Annotated in this window: 24 protein-coding genes; 1 reads left to right on the forward strand and 23 read right to left on the reverse strand. The window is 41.2% G+C overall.

Features of this window, described 5'->3' with window-relative positions:
* Positions 1-23 precede the first annotated feature (23 nt).
* The 3 genes from trmH to AB2N10_RS12340 all read right to left on the reverse strand — a co-directional run bounded on the left by trmH (position 24) and on the right by AB2N10_RS12340 (position 3,156).
* Positions 24-722, reverse strand: coding sequence for a tRNA (guanosine(18)-2'-O)-methyltransferase TrmH (gene trmH, locus AB2N10_RS12330; RefSeq protein ID WP_354622675.1), 699 nt, complete (start codon positions 720-722; stop codon positions 24-26).
* A gap of 258 nt (positions 723-980) precedes the next feature.
* Positions 981-1,574 carry a superinfection exclusion B family protein gene (locus AB2N10_RS12335; protein ID WP_354622676.1) on the reverse strand — a complete coding sequence of 198 codons (594 nt, stop codon included), beginning with the start codon at positions 1,572-1,574 and terminating at the stop codon, positions 981-983.
* 139 nt (positions 1,575-1,713) lie between these two features.
* Entirely contained in the window at positions 1,714-3,156 is a 1,443-nt protein-coding gene (locus tag AB2N10_RS12340) for a hypothetical protein (protein WP_354622677.1), read from the reverse strand.
* A gap of 144 nt (positions 3,157-3,300) precedes the next feature.
* Here AB2N10_RS12340 and oxyR point away from each other — a divergent pair, with 144 nt between their 5' ends.
* Positions 3,301-4,206 carry a DNA-binding transcriptional regulator OxyR gene (gene oxyR / locus AB2N10_RS12345; RefSeq protein ID WP_369433914.1) on the forward strand — a complete coding sequence of 302 codons (906 nt, stop codon included), beginning with the start codon at positions 3,301-3,303 and terminating at the stop codon, positions 4,204-4,206.
* Positions 4,207-4,274: 68 nt separating this feature from the next.
* Here oxyR and rplQ read toward each other — a convergent pair whose 3' ends face one another.
* From rplQ to rplP, 20 genes are all read right to left on the reverse strand, one after another.
* Positions 4,275-4,652, reverse strand: a complete 378-nt coding sequence (gene rplQ, locus AB2N10_RS12350) for a 50S ribosomal protein L17 (protein ID WP_369433915.1) — start codon at positions 4,650-4,652, stop codon at positions 4,275-4,277.
* 39 nt (positions 4,653-4,691) lie between these two features.
* Positions 4,692-5,678, reverse strand: coding sequence for a DNA-directed RNA polymerase subunit alpha (rpoA, locus tag AB2N10_RS12355; protein ID WP_354622681.1), 987 nt, complete (start codon positions 5,676-5,678; stop codon positions 4,692-4,694).
* Between the two features lie 25 nt (positions 5,679-5,703).
* Positions 5,704-6,324, reverse strand: a complete 621-nt coding sequence (rpsD, locus tag AB2N10_RS12360; RefSeq protein ID WP_354622682.1) for a 30S ribosomal protein S4 — start codon at positions 6,322-6,324, stop codon at positions 5,704-5,706.
* A gap of 33 nt (positions 6,325-6,357) precedes the next feature.
* Positions 6,358-6,747, reverse strand: coding sequence for a 30S ribosomal protein S11 (gene rpsK, locus AB2N10_RS12365; RefSeq protein ID WP_019613697.1), 390 nt, complete (start codon positions 6,745-6,747; stop codon positions 6,358-6,360).
* Positions 6,748-6,759: 12 nt separating this feature from the next.
* The gene (gene rpsM, locus AB2N10_RS12370; protein ID WP_354622683.1) at positions 6,760-7,116 is read right to left on the reverse strand and encodes a 30S ribosomal protein S13; all 357 of its coding nucleotides are present in this window, start codon (positions 7,114-7,116) and stop codon (positions 6,760-6,762) included.
* A 132-nt stretch (positions 7,117-7,248) separates the two neighbouring features.
* Positions 7,249-7,362, reverse strand: coding sequence for a 50S ribosomal protein L36 (gene rpmJ / locus AB2N10_RS12375; RefSeq protein ID WP_354622684.1), 114 nt, complete (start codon positions 7,360-7,362; stop codon positions 7,249-7,251).
* A gap of 37 nt (positions 7,363-7,399) precedes the next feature.
* A complete protein-coding gene (gene secY, locus AB2N10_RS12380) occupies positions 7,400-8,728 on the reverse strand; it encodes a preprotein translocase subunit SecY (protein WP_369433916.1) in 1,329 nt (442 codons plus the stop codon).
* A 6-nt stretch (positions 8,729-8,734) separates the two neighbouring features.
* Positions 8,735-9,169: a 50S ribosomal protein L15 gene (gene rplO, locus AB2N10_RS12385; RefSeq protein ID WP_354622685.1), complete on the reverse strand. Its 435-nt coding sequence runs from the start codon at positions 9,167-9,169 to the stop codon at positions 8,735-8,737.
* Positions 9,170-9,171: 2 nt separating this feature from the next.
* Positions 9,172-9,354, reverse strand: a complete 183-nt coding sequence (rpmD, locus tag AB2N10_RS12390; protein WP_354622686.1) for a 50S ribosomal protein L30 — start codon at positions 9,352-9,354, stop codon at positions 9,172-9,174.
* Positions 9,355-9,360: 6 nt separating this feature from the next.
* Complete coding sequence (gene rpsE / locus AB2N10_RS12395) at positions 9,361-9,861, reverse strand: 30S ribosomal protein S5 (protein ID WP_354622687.1); 501 nt, start codon at positions 9,859-9,861, stop codon at positions 9,361-9,363.
* 11 nt (positions 9,862-9,872) lie between these two features.
* The gene (gene rplR / locus AB2N10_RS12400; protein WP_238741203.1) at positions 9,873-10,223 is read right to left on the reverse strand and encodes a 50S ribosomal protein L18; all 351 of its coding nucleotides are present in this window, start codon (positions 10,221-10,223) and stop codon (positions 9,873-9,875) included.
* A 9-nt stretch (positions 10,224-10,232) separates the two neighbouring features.
* Entirely contained in the window at positions 10,233-10,766 is a 534-nt protein-coding gene (gene rplF, locus AB2N10_RS12405) for a 50S ribosomal protein L6 (RefSeq protein ID WP_354622688.1), read from the reverse strand.
* Positions 10,767-10,776: 10 nt separating this feature from the next.
* Complete coding sequence (gene rpsH, locus AB2N10_RS12410) at positions 10,777-11,169, reverse strand: 30S ribosomal protein S8 (protein ID WP_354622689.1); 393 nt, start codon at positions 11,167-11,169, stop codon at positions 10,777-10,779.
* A gap of 26 nt (positions 11,170-11,195) precedes the next feature.
* A complete protein-coding gene (rpsN, locus tag AB2N10_RS12415) occupies positions 11,196-11,501 on the reverse strand; it encodes a 30S ribosomal protein S14 (protein ID WP_354622690.1) in 306 nt (101 codons plus the stop codon).
* Positions 11,502-11,511: 10 nt separating this feature from the next.
* The gene (gene rplE / locus AB2N10_RS12420) at positions 11,512-12,051 is read right to left on the reverse strand and encodes a 50S ribosomal protein L5 (protein WP_354622691.1); all 540 of its coding nucleotides are present in this window, start codon (positions 12,049-12,051) and stop codon (positions 11,512-11,514) included.
* Between the two features lie 12 nt (positions 12,052-12,063).
* Complete coding sequence (rplX, locus tag AB2N10_RS12425; RefSeq protein WP_354622692.1) at positions 12,064-12,378, reverse strand: 50S ribosomal protein L24; 315 nt, start codon at positions 12,376-12,378, stop codon at positions 12,064-12,066.
* A gap of 9 nt (positions 12,379-12,387) precedes the next feature.
* Positions 12,388-12,756 carry a 50S ribosomal protein L14 gene (gene rplN, locus AB2N10_RS12430; RefSeq protein WP_284203650.1) on the reverse strand — a complete coding sequence of 123 codons (369 nt, stop codon included), beginning with the start codon at positions 12,754-12,756 and terminating at the stop codon, positions 12,388-12,390.
* 158 nt (positions 12,757-12,914) lie between these two features.
* A complete protein-coding gene (rpsQ, locus tag AB2N10_RS12435) occupies positions 12,915-13,166 on the reverse strand; it encodes a 30S ribosomal protein S17 (protein WP_354622693.1) in 252 nt (83 codons plus the stop codon).
* Positions 13,166-13,357: a 50S ribosomal protein L29 gene (rpmC, locus tag AB2N10_RS12440; RefSeq protein WP_354622694.1), complete on the reverse strand. Its 192-nt coding sequence runs from the start codon at positions 13,355-13,357 to the stop codon at positions 13,166-13,168. The genes rpsQ and rpmC overlap by 1 nt, the downstream gene beginning before the upstream one ends.
* Entirely contained in the window at positions 13,357-13,767 is a 411-nt protein-coding gene (rplP, locus tag AB2N10_RS12445; RefSeq protein WP_354622695.1) for a 50S ribosomal protein L16, read from the reverse strand. The genes rpmC and rplP overlap by 1 nt, the downstream gene beginning before the upstream one ends.
* Positions 13,768-13,770: the final 3 nt, after the last annotated feature.

Below are 13,770 nucleotides of genomic sequence, written 5' to 3' on the forward strand. Positions count from 1 at the left end.
TTTTCCTATCTACTCATTGCAGTTTACTTAGCAAGGGGCTTAGTTGAACGAATCGCTGACCACCACGCATCATCGGCATCAATTTGCCCATTTTCATCTAATGGTGGGTAAGGTAAATTTTTCTCTTTACATAAATTAGTGAAAATAGGATGCCCCCCTTCAAACAAGATACGGTCAACTTCCTCATTCGGCAGTCTACATCCACCGTTATACATGCCAGCAATTTCACGTTGACGCTGTGCTTCATATAAAATCAGTGCGGAGGCAACGGATACATTAAGAGACTGACACATCCCAACCATCGGTATAATGACATCTTGATCAGCCAACGCTAGCGCTTCCGCACTAATACCATGCTTTTCTTGCCCCATCAGGATGGCCGTGGGTTTGCTATAATCCACTTCACGAAAATCAATCGCAGTATCAGATAAATTAGTTGCAATAATCTGCATGCCTTGAGCACGTAAAGTCGCGATGGCTTCTTCAATTGAATCATGGGAATGTACATTAACCCAATTTTGACTACCCGTGGCACTTTTACCAGAAAGACGCATGGATCTATTTTCCCACGTTGCATGAACATCACTAACGCCAACCGCATCCGCTGTACGCACGATAGCAGATAAATTATGAGGTTTATGCACTTGTTCTAAACATATCGTCAGTTCAGGTTGGCGACGGTTGAGCATTTGGGTAATACGAGCAAAACGTTCTGGTGACATAATCATTCTCAAAATCAGGTAAAGAGTAAAATGTGCATTATACATTAATAATGCACGACAAAAAGAGACTGAAAACAAAGGATGGTTATCTATTTAAAAGCAGTAGAGAGTCGATAAGAGAACAATATAGGTAATTGATATTCACTTTTCTCGTATAACAGCGCAAAACTGGTTATCGTGCTATTGCCTAGACAAAAAGTGAAGTGTCAATATTCCGGCAAGTAGCTTGCCGGAATGAATGGTTAATCTTTAAATGATCTAATCACGCAGTGGAATATAATTTTTACGAGCATAATCCGGGCGTGCCGCTTTTAATATTGCCGCTTCCTCTTCGGTTAACTTCCCCGTTGGCAAACAAAGCACTTTGTAAGTTAATAATGGTCGTGCATCGATAGAGATAGAGAGCTTTATTACACGCCCACTGCCCTTTACCTCCTGCGCAGGAAATGCAGGCACCAACACACCAGAATGCAGAAGGTTACTCACTGCGGGCTCATTCATTGGTAAAGATAAAACATTTTTTTGTTGAATGACAAATTCACGTAACAGTGCTTTCTCTTCAAAATCCAAATTCTGAATCATCTTATTACGGGTGAAAACCAGTTTTCGTTCCGCCAACACCGTACAAAAATGAGTAAATATGAAGAGGACTAAACGCGTTAATAAATAAGATCCGGCTAAAAGCGCCAAAATCCACGCATACGGGGTAAAGAAGTTTGACCACTGGTCAGTACCGGATATCTTTAATATCGATGCAGGCGCAATAATCAGCGTCGCACAAACCAAACACAACCAGGCCATTGTCAGCGTAATGCCTTTTTGATCTTTTATACGTTGAATAAACTGTACCATTATTTACCTCCCTGCCAAATTATTGTTATACAAGGCAATAAAGCAATTAATGTGCCAAAAGAAAGGTCACCCTTATCGTGTTGTTTTAAATGTAATAAAAAAGGAGCCGAAGCTCCTTGATGACTAAGGTGCTAACTGTTTAGCCTGCATCAATAACATTTGCTTGGCAAACAAACTCTTCACCATTCTTTGGTGTGACTATTTTGACGGTCAGCAAGCCATTAGTCTGACCATTCGCTTCATCTTCATTGGCTAAAATTAATGTTTTTACCCAAGGCTCGATGCTATTGCTCGACTTAGTAAATGAAGTTGTGCCCTCTATTTTGCCGTTAGCTGTTTCAATAGAGATAGTCGTATCTGTCGGTGGTGTATTCCCATTTTCATCTTGTACGATAAACTGTAGTGGGATACTTTGCACAGCAGTTAAATCAATATTACCATTTGTTAAATCGACATCGTTAGCATAAATATTACATCTAACTGAATCCGAAGCCATAGCTAAAGTGGCATTCATACGCACATGTACTAGTGATTGATTACAGTTTCCTGCTGTTTGTTCCGCATCAGAACATAGCGCACCAGTAAATAAGCCATCTGCTTCCGTATATATCTGATCATCAACGATTGTATCTGTTTCTAGGGCAATAAACTCTTCATCTGAAGCTGCATCATAAACGCCATTATTATTATAATCAAAAAAGACTTCAGGTAAGTCAGTTTGGTTATTGAAAATAGGGGTATCAACAACAGTAAATATGTCGCCATTAGAGAACCAACCATCATTGTCCTTATCAACAAAACTTTCTTCACCTAATGCCCAAGCTGTGATAGTAATGCGACCATCTGCAGGACGTGGATTAGAAGAAATCCATTGCATTGAACAGGTACCTTGTAATGTTTCACAGTAACCAACTGGCGAAGTAGTATTTTGAATTTTACCGCCTTCTGTATGGAAATATACAACGGTTCCATCAGGCACCGTATTATTGAAATGGTCAGAGAGAATAACAGTAACATCAACAGTCTCTCCATTATGATTCCAAGCTGAGGGAGCGAAATCAGATAAACCAAGCGTAAAACTATTCTGATCTGGTAACCCTGTTGAAATTGAAATAGCATCGGATTGAACAGAGATCGAAGTATTAGAATCGAGCGTCACTTTTACCTTAGATAAGCCACTCACTTTTCCTGAGCTAACAGTCGTCCTAACGTAACCATCGCTATCGGTTGTACCACTCAATGGATTAATGGAACCACCTGAAGGCAAATCGGCAGTGAATGTAACATCTTCAGAGTCTACGGGGGCACCATTCTTATCAAGCAACTGGAAGGTTACAATTGACGCTTCAGCACGCCCTGCACCACCAGTACCCTGGATAGCAATAAAAGATTGAGATGAGCTAGTATAGGTAAAATAGGAAGGTACGCCAGCGACCTCTTCAACGGGTTCAGTGGGTACAGGATCAGTTGGATCGGTAGGGTCAGTCGGATCGGTTGGCGTACTTTCGCCTTCAAGGCTTCCCCCACAGGCTGTCAAAAAAAACGCCGTGAATACAACTGCAAACAGTTTATGCCATTGCATAATTAATTCCTTTTATGAGTGTAAATTTCCAATTTTGGTAATTATAAAGCAATAATTTTTTACTGCGGTACTTTATTGCTGATTATCTGATACAGTTCAACAATATATAGGATATTACGAAGATTAACAAATAAGGTTTTGATCATGAATTTTAGAGATTTAGAATACTTAATTGCGCTAGAGGAATTAAAACATTTTCGCAAAGCTGCAGAAAAATGCTTTGTTAGCCAACCAACACTAAGTGGTCAAATTAGAAAACTAGAGGATGAGTTAAATGTACAGCTGATGGAACGTTCATCACGTAAGGTTATTTTCACGCAAGCTGGACTGGATATTGTTGCACAAGCTAAAAATATCATTATCAGTGCAAAATCCTTAAAGGAGATAGCCAAAAGTCATAATCATCCAATGCAAGGCACACTACGAATAGGTCTAATACCGACCGTTGCACCCTATCTATTACCTCTTATTATTCCTGTAATGAAACAGAGTTTCCCTGATTTAGAGCTTTACCTCTATGAAAAACAAACGCACATGTTACTTAAGGAGTTAGAAGAGGGAGAATTAGATTGTTTAATCTTAGCCCTACTCCCTGATATGCAATCTTTTCAGCAATACCCTCTTTATGATGAACCATTAGAATTAGCGCTATCTGAAAGACATGCGTGGGCGAATCAAAATAGCATTGACCTACAAAAACTACGCGGTGAACACGTCCTAATGCTAGAAGATGGCCATTGTTTGAGGGATCAATCCCTTGGATTTTGTTTTACTGCTGGCGCTATTGAAGATAATAGTTTCCAAGCAACAAGCTTAGAAACACTGCGTCACATGGTGAGTGCTGACAATGGATTAACACTCATTCCACAGCTAGCGATACCAACCAATCGACATCAAGATGGTATTAAATATATCCCGTTTAACAATCCACAGCCCTTTAGAAATATTGCCTTACTGTCGCGTAAAAATAGTGTCCGTAATATCTGTTTTGAACAACTAGCAAAACTCATTAACGATACGGTAGCGTTAAAACTAGCGCAATATTGCTAGTATCAATATTTATTAGATACAAAAAAGCCGAACAAAAGTTCGGCTTTTTCTTATAACATCAAAAGAAATTATTCTTCTTCTGCTACAACTGGGCAATCTACCAATTCGATGTATGCCATTGGAGCATTATCACCAGCACGGAAGCCACATTTAATGATACGAGTGTAACCACCAGGGCGAGACTCGTAACGTGGACCCAATTCGTTAAACAATTTAGCTACAACCGCGTTATCACGGGTGCGAGCAAAAGCTAAACGACGGTTAGCAACGCTATCCGTTTTAGCCAATGTAATTAAAGGCTCAACTACACGACGAAGTTCTTTTGCTTTTGGTAAAGTAGTCTTGATTATTTCATGACTAACAATAGAACTTGCCATATTGCGAAACATAGCCTGACGGTGGCTGCTGTTTCGGTTAAGTTGACGTCCGCTATGACGATGACGCATAACCTAATCCTTATTATTCGTTATTCGGATGACGACTGATTAATCTTCAATAATACTTGCAGGTGGCCAATTTTCTAGGCGCATACCTAGAGATAGTCCACGAGATGCAAGCACATCTTTGATTTCAGTAAGAGACTTCTTGCCTAAGTTAGGCGTTTTGAGAAGTTCAACTTCTGTTCTTTGTACCAGATCACCGATATAGTGAATCGTTTCTGCTTTCAAACAGTTAGCAGAACGAACAGTTAATTCTAAGTCATCTACTGGGCGCAAAAGAATTGGATCAAACTCAGGTTTTTCTTCTTTTTCAACCGGCTCACTTACATCACGTAAATCAACAAACGCGTCTAATTGCTCAGCTAAAATTGTAGCTGCGCGACGAATTGCTTCTTCTGGATCAAGTGTTCCATCTGTTTCCATATCGATGACAAGTTTGTCTAAATCGGTACGTTGTTCAACACGAGCAGATTCAACACTGTAAGCAATACGCTCAACAGGGCTAAATGTCGCGTCAACCAATAGACGACCAATAGGACGCTCATCTTCTTCAGTATGGATACGTGCTGAAGCGGGAACATAACCGCGACCTGCTTCAATTTTGATACGCATGCTTATTTCAGCATTGCCTGTCAAATTACAGATCACATGTTCTGGGTTGACTATCTCTACATCACCATCATGGATGATGTCGCCTGCCGTAACAGGACCCGCCCCAGATTTAGTTAAACTAACTAGAACTTCATTTTTACCTTGAAGCTTCACAGCTAGACCTTTAAGGTTAAGAAGAATCTCAAGGATATCTTCTTGCACGCCTTCTTTTGTGCTGTACTCATGTTGTACACCATCAATTTCGACTTCTGTTACCGCCGTTCCCGGCATAGATGATAACAAGATACGACGAAGTGCATTACCTAAAGTATGACCAAAACCGCGCTCTAACGGCTCTAAGGTCACTTTTGCTCTAGTTGCGCTGACTTGCTCGATATCAACTAATCTTGGTTTTAGAAAATCAATTACAGAACCCTGCATTTGTGTCCTCTCTTAGCAGTTAACTTTACTTAGAGTAAAGCTCGATGATTAACTGTTCGTTAATCTCAGCAGATAAATCTGAACGTTCAGGTAGACGAGTAAACACGCCTTCCATCTTCGTTGTATCAACAGCTACCCATGAAGGCACTTCACGTTGACCAGCGATTTCAAGTGCAGCGCCAATACGTGCTTGCTTTTTAGCTTTTTCACGAATTGCAATTACATCACTTGCTTTAACGTTGTAAGAAGGAATATTTACAACTTTACCGTTAACTAAGATAGCTTTGTGGCTAACTAGTTGACGTGCTTCAGCGCGAGTAGCACCAAAACCCATGCGGTATACAACATTGTCTAAACGTCCTTCAAGAAGTTGAAGAAGGTTTTCACCAGTGTTGCCCTGTAAACGAGCCGCTTCTTTGTAGTAATTACGGAATTGCTTTTCAAGAACACCGTACATACGACGAACTTTTTGCTTTTCACGTAGTTGTAAACCGTAATCAGATAGACGTGGTTTACGTGCACCGTGTACACCCGGTGCATTATCAATTTTACACTTAGATTCAATCGCGCGGACACCTGATTTTAAGAATAAATCAGTTCCTTCACGACGGCTAAGCTTAAGCTTAGGACCTAAATATCTTGCCATTGTTCTTTCTCCAGTTACCTAAGATCGTCGTAATTAAACGCGACGTTTCTTCGGTGGACGACAACCATTGTGTGGGATTGGTGTAACATCAGTAATGTTAGTTACACGGAAACCCGCCGCGTTTAGAGCGCGAATCGAAGATTCACGACCTGGTCCTGGTCCATTTACAAAAACTTCAACGTTTTTAAGACCGTACTCTTTTGCTGCTTCAGCAGCACGCTCAGCAGCAACCTGTGCAGCGAACGGAGTAGATTTACGAGAACCACGGAAACCAGAACCACCTGCAGTTGCCCAAGAAAGAGCATTACCTTGACGGTCTGTAATAGTTACGATTGTGTTGTTGAAAGAAGCATGGATGTGAGCCATACCATCAGCAACTTGCTTTTTAACGCGCTTACGAGCACGAGTTGGAGTCTTAGCCATTATCTCTTACCCTTATTTACGAATTGCTTTACGCGGACCTTTACGAGTACGAGCATTCGTTTTAGAACGCTGTCCACGTACAGGCAAGCTGCGACGGTGACGAAGACCACGATAACAACCAAGGTCCATTAGACGCTTGATGCTCATAGATACTTCACGACGTAAATCACCTTCAACAGTGAAATTTGCTACTTCAGTACGAAGAGCTTCGATTTGTGTTTCATCCAGATCTTTAAGCTTTGTTGATTCAGCAATACCAGCCGCTGCACAAATTGTGCGCGACGTAGTTTTACCAATACCAAAGATAGCAGTTAATGCGATAACTGCATGCTTGTGATCAGGAACGTTAATGCCAGCGATACGGGCCACTATGCACTCCTTATAAGTTAACGATTCATTTGCGAAAAGCCCGGTAGGATACTCTACAAATGAGAATTTATCAAACAAAACAAAGCTTAGATAACAAAGTTATCTAAGCCATTGATATCCAAAATCAATCTTTTAGCCTTGGCGTTGTTTATGCTTTGGCTCTACACAGATAACACGCACCACACCGTGACGCTTGATAACTTTGCAGTTACGACAGATTGCTTTAACGGATGCACGAACTTTCATTGCAACACTCCGTAGTTAATATAACTTTTAGATTCGGTTACTTGCCGTAATCTTTCAAGTTAGCTTTTTTCAAGACAGAATCATATTGATTAGACATCAAATGAGTCTGTACCTGTGCCATAAAGTCCATGATAACAACAACAATAATTAATAACGAAGTACCACCGAAGTAGAACTGCGTATTCATTGCTACCATCATAAACTCGGGAATCAAACAGATAAAGGTAATATATAACGCACCTGCTAATGTCAGGCGAGTCATCACTTTATCAATATAACGTGACGTTTGTTCTCCGGGACGTATACCTGGAATAAAGGCACCGCTTTTTTTCAAATTATCTGCTGTTTCACGTGGATTAAACGTAAGTGCAGTATAAAAGAAACAAAAGAAGATGATTGCTGCTGCATATAACATCATATGCAACGGTTGTCCTGGCTGTAGCGCCAATGAAACATCCGATAACCAGCTTAAACCTTCAGACTGACCAAACCACTGCGCGATTGTACCAGGAAATAAGATAACACTCGAGGCAAATATTGCAGGAATTACACCCGCCATATTTAATTTTAATGGCAGATGAGTACTTTGAGCCGCAAAAACTTTACGCCCTTGTTGACGTTTAGCGTAATTAACAACGATACGTCGTTGACCACGTTCAACAAAAACAACAAATGCCGTTGTCGCAAAAACGATAACGATTAATGCTAATAGCGCTAAAAGATGAAGTTCACCTTGACGCGCTTGCTCTGCTGTTTGCCCAATTGCTTGAGGCAAACCTGCAACTATACCCACAAAGATAATGATAGAAATACCATTACCTATACCGCGTTCTGTAATTTGTTCACCTAGCCACATCAAGAACATGGTTCCTGTTACTAGACTTACAACAGCCGTAATATAAAAACTAAGACCTGGATTTTCAACCAGACCTGGCATCATACTCGGCAAACCAGTCGCAATACCAATTGCTTGGAATGTACCTAAAACTAAAGTACCGTAACGCGTGTATTGATTTATCTTACGTCGACCAGACTCACCCTCTTTTTTTAGCTCAGCTAAAGGAGGATGAACAACGGTCAACAATTGGATAATAATCGATGCCGAAATATACGGCATAATACCCAACGCAAAGATAGATGCACGCGAAAGTGCACCACCAGAGAACATGTTAAACATTTCAATGATGGTACCCTTCTGCTGCTCAAATAGATTAGCTAGTACAGCGGCGTCAATACCAGGAATGGGAACAAAAGAGCCTGCACGGAACACTAAAATAGCCCCTAAAACAAACAATAGTCGTGTTTTAAGTTCACTTAAGTTACTGCCCTGTACCGCTTTAGGATCTAATCCTGGTTTCTTAGCCATTATCTATTATTCCTTGATTGTTCCGCCCGCAGCTTCAATAGCAGCACGAGCACCTTTCGTTACACGAAGGCCTTCAACTGTTACTGAGCGAGAGATTTCACCAGACAAAACTACTTTTGCAAACTTAACTGTGTTTACAAGTAGTCCGGCCTGTTTCAACGTATCAATAGTTACTACATCACCTTCTACTTTAGCGATTTCGTTCAAACGAACTTCTGCGCTAACTAGAGATTTACGTGAAGTAAAACCAAATTTTGGTAAACGTTGTTTTAAAGGCATTTGACCGCCTTCAAAACCTGGACGTACTTTACCGCCTGAACGAGACTTTTGACCTTTGTGACCACGGCCACCAGTTTTGCCTAATCCAGAACCGATACCACGGCCTACACGTTTAGCAACAGGCTTCGAACCTGCTGCTGGAGATAGAGTATTTAGTTTCATAATTACCCCTCAACCTTAACCATGTAGTAAACTTTATTAACCATACCACGTACTGCAGGAGTATCTTCTAACTCTACAGTATGACCGATACGACGCAGGCCAAGACCTGTTAACGTTGCACGGTGTTTTGGTAAACGGCCAATTGCACTTTTGGTTTGGGTTATTTTAATCGTTTTAGTAGCCATGCTTAATTACCCCAGAATATCAGTAACGTTTAGACCACGCTTAGCTGCAATTTGCTCTGGAGAATTCATATTCTCTAGTGCATCAAGCGTAGCGCGAACAACGTTAATTGGGTTAGTTGAGCCGTAAGCTTTAGCTAGTACGTTATGTACGCCAACAACTTCTAATACGGCACGCATTGCACCACCTGCGATGATACCAGTACCTTCAGATGCTGGTTGCATGTACACCTTAGAACCAGAATGACGGCCCTTAATAGGATGTTGCAGAGTGTTACCTTTTAATTGGATTTCGCTGATATTGCGACGTGCTTTTTCCATAGCTTTTTGAATAGCTGCAGGAACTTCACGTGCTTTACCGTAGCCAAAACCAACACGACCACTACCATCACCAACTACTGTTAGTGCTGTAAAGCTAAAGATGCGACCACCTTTAACTACTTTTGAAACTCGGTTTACTGCGATTAGCTTTTCGTTCAGATCACCGGTTTGAGATTCTACTTTTGCCATCATCATTACCCTTAGAACTGAAGACCAGCTTCACGAGCTGCTTCAGCTAGTGCTGCTACGCGGCCGTGGTATTGGAAACCGCTACGGTCGAAAGAAATTTTGCTAATTCCTTTTTCGATCGCGCGTTCTGCTACTAATTTACCAATTAGTTGAGCAGCTTCTTTATTACCACCGTTGCTAACTTGTGCACGCACTTCTTTTTCTAATGTAGAAGCGCTTGCTACGACTTGTGCGTCTGCTGTAATTACCTGCGCGTAAGTATGGCGAGGTGTACGGTTGATCACAAGACGAGTGGCACCAAGATCTTGTAATTTCTTACGTGTGCGAGTAGCACGACGAAGACGAGATGCTTTCTTATCCATAGTCTTACCTTACTTTTTCTTCGCTTCTTTACGACGCACATTTTCGTTAGCGTAACGAACACCTTTACCTTTATAAGGCTCTGGTGGACGGAATGCACGAATCTCTGCAGCTATTTGACCCACTTGTTGTTTGTCAACACCTTCAATAGTTAGTTCTGTTTGGCTAGGAGCCGCTGCAGAAATACCTTTTGGTAATGTATAAACAACAGGATGAGAAAAACCTAATGTTAGGTTGATATCTTGGCCGTTAACTTGAGTACGGTAACCAACACCTTGAAGAAGAAGAGTCTTCTTAAAGCCTTCTGATACACCGATAATCATGTTATTAACATTTGCACGTGCAGTACCTGCTTGTGCCCATGCACCTTGAACACCTTCAACAGGTCCAAAGGATACAACGCCATCTTCAAGTTTAACTACCACAGCATCATGAAGAGTACGAACTAATTCGCCTTTACCACCTTTTACAGTGATCTCTTGACCGTTTACTTTAACTTCTACGCCAGCAGGAACAGTAATCGGTGCCTTAGCTATACGAGACATAGATTACTCCTTAAGATACGTAACAGATGATTTCACCACCGATACACGCTTTACGCGCTGCACGGTCAGTCATAACACCTTGAGAAGTTGAAACAATCGCGATACCTAAACCAGCCATAACCTTAGGAAGATCGTTCGCACCTTTATAGATACGTAGACCTGGACGGCTAACTCGTTTTAAAGTATCGATAACTTTTTTGCCTTCGAAGTATTTTAACGTAACTTCTAATTCAGGCTTTGTGTCACCAGCAACAACGTAATCAGTAATATAACCTTCAGCTTTTAACACAGCTGCAATAGCAACTTTTTGTTTAGAAGAAGGCATCTTTACAGATACTTTGTTTGCTGCTTGACCGTTACGAATACGCGTAAGCATATCCGAAATAGGATCTTGCATGCTCATAACTATTTACTCCGTGATTTAATTGATTACCAGCTAGCTTTTTTCAAGCCAGGGATTTCTCCGCGCATCATATGCTCACGAACCTTAATACGGCTCATGCCAAATTTACGAAGATAACCATGTGGACGACCAGTTACGTTACAACGATTACGTTTACGTACTGGACTTGAATCACGAGGTAGCGTTTGAAGCTGTAACACTGCACTCCAACGATCTTCGTCAGATGTGTTTACATTACTAATAGTAGCTTTTAAAGCCGCACGTTTTTCTGCGAATTTACAAACTAGCTTCGCACGTTTTACTTCACGCGCTTTCATTGATTGTTTAGCCATAACCTACACCTTACTTACGGAATGGGAAGTTAAAGGCAGTCAGCAATGCACGCCCTTCTTCGTCAGTCTTAGCTGATGTTGTAATTGTGATATCTAAACCACGTACTTTATCAACTTTATCGTAATCGATTTCAGGGAAAATGATTTGCTCACGTACACCCATACTGTAGTTACCACGACCATCAAATGACTTAGCATTTAGGCCACGGAAATCTCGTACACGAGGAATAGCGATTGTTACCAAACGCTCAAAAAATTCCCACATACGAACACCACGTAGAGTGACTTTACAACCAATCGGGTAGCCTTCACGAATTTTGAAGCCAGCCACAGAGCGGCGCGCTTTAGTGATAACAGGCTTTTGACCTGAGATAGCAGCCATATCAACAGCAGCATTCTCAAGCACTTTTTTATCAGCCAGTGCTTCACCAACACCCATATTAAGGGTGATTTTCTCTATTCGAGGGACTTGCATGACAGACGTATAGCCGAATTGCTTTTGCAAATCAGACACCACGTTGTCTTTATAGAAATCATGCAGTTTCGCCATCGTAAACTCCAGTTACTTCACAAGTTCATTATTAGATTTGAAAAAACGTACTTTCTTTCCGTCTTCATCTCTAAATCCAACACGATCCGCTTTACCCGTTGTAGGGTTAAGGATCGCAACATTTGATATTTGTATCGGTGCTTCTTGTTCAATAATACCACCAGTTACACCCGCTTGCGGGTTTGGCTTTTGGTGTTTCTTGACCGTATTTACACCTTCAATAATTACTTTACCGTTAGTTAAAACTTTAGAAATTTTTCCAGTTTTACCTTTATCTTTACCGGTAATAACAATTACTTCATCGTCACGTTTAATTTTTGCTGCCATATCGGTTCCTTACAGTACTTCCGGCGCCAGTGAAACAATCTTCATAAAATTGTCATTACGAAGTTCACGAGTTACAGGGCCAAAGATACGTGTACCGATAGGTTGGTTATTTGCATTCAGCATAACCGCAGCATTGCGGTCAAAACGAATTACAGAACCATCGGGACGACGTACACCTTTTCTGGTACGCACAACCACAGCTGAATGAACATCACCTTTTTTAACTTTACCGCGAGGAATTGCTTCCTTCACAGATACTTTGATGATGTCACCGATTGCTGCATAACGGCGATGCGAGCCACCAAGGACCTTAATACACATTACGCGTCGGGCGCCTGAATTATCGGCGACATCCAGCACACTTTGCATTTGGATCATTACAGTGCTCCGCTATTTTACTATTAAATACTCTCTAAGGAGTTGTGTTCCCTTTATTCAGGGAGCGGCATCATACCACCAACTTTCAAAGAAAGATAGTCTAAAAAAACGGCATCCGAAAAGGACGCCGTTTATACACGTGTAAACGAGGCTTAAAATTAAGCTTTGCTTACGATTTCTACCAATGTCCAAGACTTAGTCTTAGATAGTGGACGGCATTCGCTGATTAAAACAACGTCACCTTCACCACATTGATTTGTTTCATCATGCGCATGTAACTTAGTCGTGCGTTTAATGAATTTTCCGTATAACGGGTGCTTCACTTTACGTTCGATAGCAACAACGATAGATTTATCCATCTTTGCACTGATTACTTTCGCTTGAAGAGTACGAGTTGTAGATTCGCTCATTACGCACCTGCCTTCTGATTTAATACTGTCTTAACACGGGCGATGTTACGACGCACTTCTTTGATTGAGTGCGGCTTTTCTAACTGACCAGTGTTTAACTGCATACGTAATTCAAATTGAGTACGTAATAAGTTAAGAAGTTCAGCATTAAGCTCTTCAACACTTTTTTCTTTTAGTTCGTTAGCTTTCATTACATCACCTTACGAGTTACGAAAGTTGTTGCCACAGGCAGTTTAGCAGCTGCTAGAGCAAATGCTTCACGAGCCAATGATTCTGGAACACCTTCCATTTCATAAAGAACTTTACCTGGTTGAGTTTGAGCAACCCAATATTCCACGTTACCTTTACCTTTACCTTGACGAACTTCTAACGGTTTGCCAGTAATCGGTTTATCAGGAAACACGCGGATCCAGATTTTACCTTGACGTTTAACATGACGAGTCATTGCACGACGTGCTGCTTCGATTTGACGAGCAGTAATTCGACCACGACCGACAGCTTTTAATCCAAATTCGCCAAAGCTTACTTCCGCACCTTTCGAAAGACCGCGGTTACGGCCTTTGTGCATTTTACGGAACTTCATACGTTTTGGTTGCATCATTAG

This window comes from Psychromonas sp. MME1, assembly GCF_041080865.1.
In the GTDB taxonomy this organism is placed as follows: Bacteria; Pseudomonadota; Gammaproteobacteria; order Enterobacterales; family Psychromonadaceae; genus Psychromonas.

What these genes read in the sequence shown, in the direction of transcription:
- trmH (WP_354622675.1), bottom strand. Translation starts at nt 722, where the DNA reads ATGTCACCAGAACGTTTTGCTCGTATTACCCAAATGCTCAACCGTCGC.
- AB2N10_RS12335 (WP_354622676.1), bottom strand. Translation starts at nt 1,574, where the DNA reads ATGGTACAGTTTATTCAACGTATAAAAGATCAAAAAGGCATTACGCTG.
- AB2N10_RS12340 (WP_354622677.1), bottom strand. Translation starts at nt 3,156, where the DNA reads ATGCAATGGCATAAACTGTTTGCAGTTGTATTCACGGCGTTTTTTTTG.
- oxyR (WP_369433914.1), top strand. Translation starts at nt 3,301, where the DNA reads ATGAATTTTAGAGATTTAGAATACTTAATTGCGCTAGAGGAATTAAAA.
- rplQ (WP_369433915.1), bottom strand. Translation starts at nt 4,652, where the DNA reads ATGCGTCATCGTCATAGCGGACGTCAACTTAACCGAAACAGCAGCCAC.
- rpoA (WP_354622681.1), bottom strand. Translation starts at nt 5,678, where the DNA reads ATGCAGGGTTCTGTAATTGATTTTCTAAAACCAAGATTAGTTGATATC.
- rpsD (WP_354622682.1), bottom strand. Translation starts at nt 6,324, where the DNA reads ATGGCAAGATATTTAGGTCCTAAGCTTAAGCTTAGCCGTCGTGAAGGA.
- rpsK (WP_019613697.1), bottom strand. Translation starts at nt 6,747, where the DNA reads ATGGCTAAGACTCCAACTCGTGCTCGTAAGCGCGTTAAAAAGCAAGTT.
- rpmJ (WP_354622684.1), bottom strand. Translation starts at nt 7,362, where the DNA reads ATGAAAGTTCGTGCATCCGTTAAAGCAATCTGTCGTAACTGCAAAGTT.
- secY (WP_369433916.1), bottom strand. Translation starts at nt 8,728, where the DNA reads ATGGCTAAGAAACCAGGATTAGATCCTAAAGCGGTACAGGGCAGTAAC.
- rplO (WP_354622685.1), bottom strand. Translation starts at nt 9,169, where the DNA reads ATGAAACTAAATACTCTATCTCCAGCAGCAGGTTCGAAGCCTGTTGCT.
- rpmD (WP_354622686.1), bottom strand. Translation starts at nt 9,354, where the DNA reads ATGGCTACTAAAACGATTAAAATAACCCAAACCAAAAGTGCAATTGGC.
- rpsE (WP_354622687.1), bottom strand. Translation starts at nt 9,861, where the DNA reads ATGGCAAAAGTAGAATCTCAAACCGGTGATCTGAACGAAAAGCTAATC.
- rplR (WP_238741203.1), bottom strand. Translation starts at nt 10,223, where the DNA reads ATGGATAAGAAAGCATCTCGTCTTCGTCGTGCTACTCGCACACGTAAG.
- rplF (WP_354622688.1), bottom strand. Translation starts at nt 10,766, where the DNA reads ATGTCTCGTATAGCTAAGGCACCGATTACTGTTCCTGCTGGCGTAGAA.
- rpsH (WP_354622689.1), bottom strand. Translation starts at nt 11,169, where the DNA reads ATGAGCATGCAAGATCCTATTTCGGATATGCTTACGCGTATTCGTAAC.
- rpsN (WP_354622690.1), bottom strand. Translation starts at nt 11,501, where the DNA reads ATGGCTAAACAATCAATGAAAGCGCGTGAAGTAAAACGTGCGAAGCTA.
- rplE (WP_354622691.1), bottom strand. Translation starts at nt 12,051, where the DNA reads ATGGCGAAACTGCATGATTTCTATAAAGACAACGTGGTGTCTGATTTG.
- rplX (WP_354622692.1), bottom strand. Translation starts at nt 12,378, where the DNA reads ATGGCAGCAAAAATTAAACGTGACGATGAAGTAATTGTTATTACCGGT.
- rplN (WP_284203650.1), bottom strand. Translation starts at nt 12,756, where the DNA reads ATGATCCAAATGCAAAGTGTGCTGGATGTCGCCGATAATTCAGGCGCC.
- rpsQ (WP_354622693.1), bottom strand. Translation starts at nt 13,166, where the DNA reads ATGAGCGAATCTACAACTCGTACTCTTCAAGCGAAAGTAATCAGTGCA.
- rpmC (WP_354622694.1), bottom strand. Translation starts at nt 13,357, where the DNA reads ATGAAAGCTAACGAACTAAAAGAAAAAAGTGTTGAAGAGCTTAATGCT.
- rplP (WP_354622695.1), bottom strand. Translation starts at nt 13,767, where the DNA reads ATGATGCAACCAAAACGTATGAAGTTCCGTAAAATGCACAAAGGCCGT.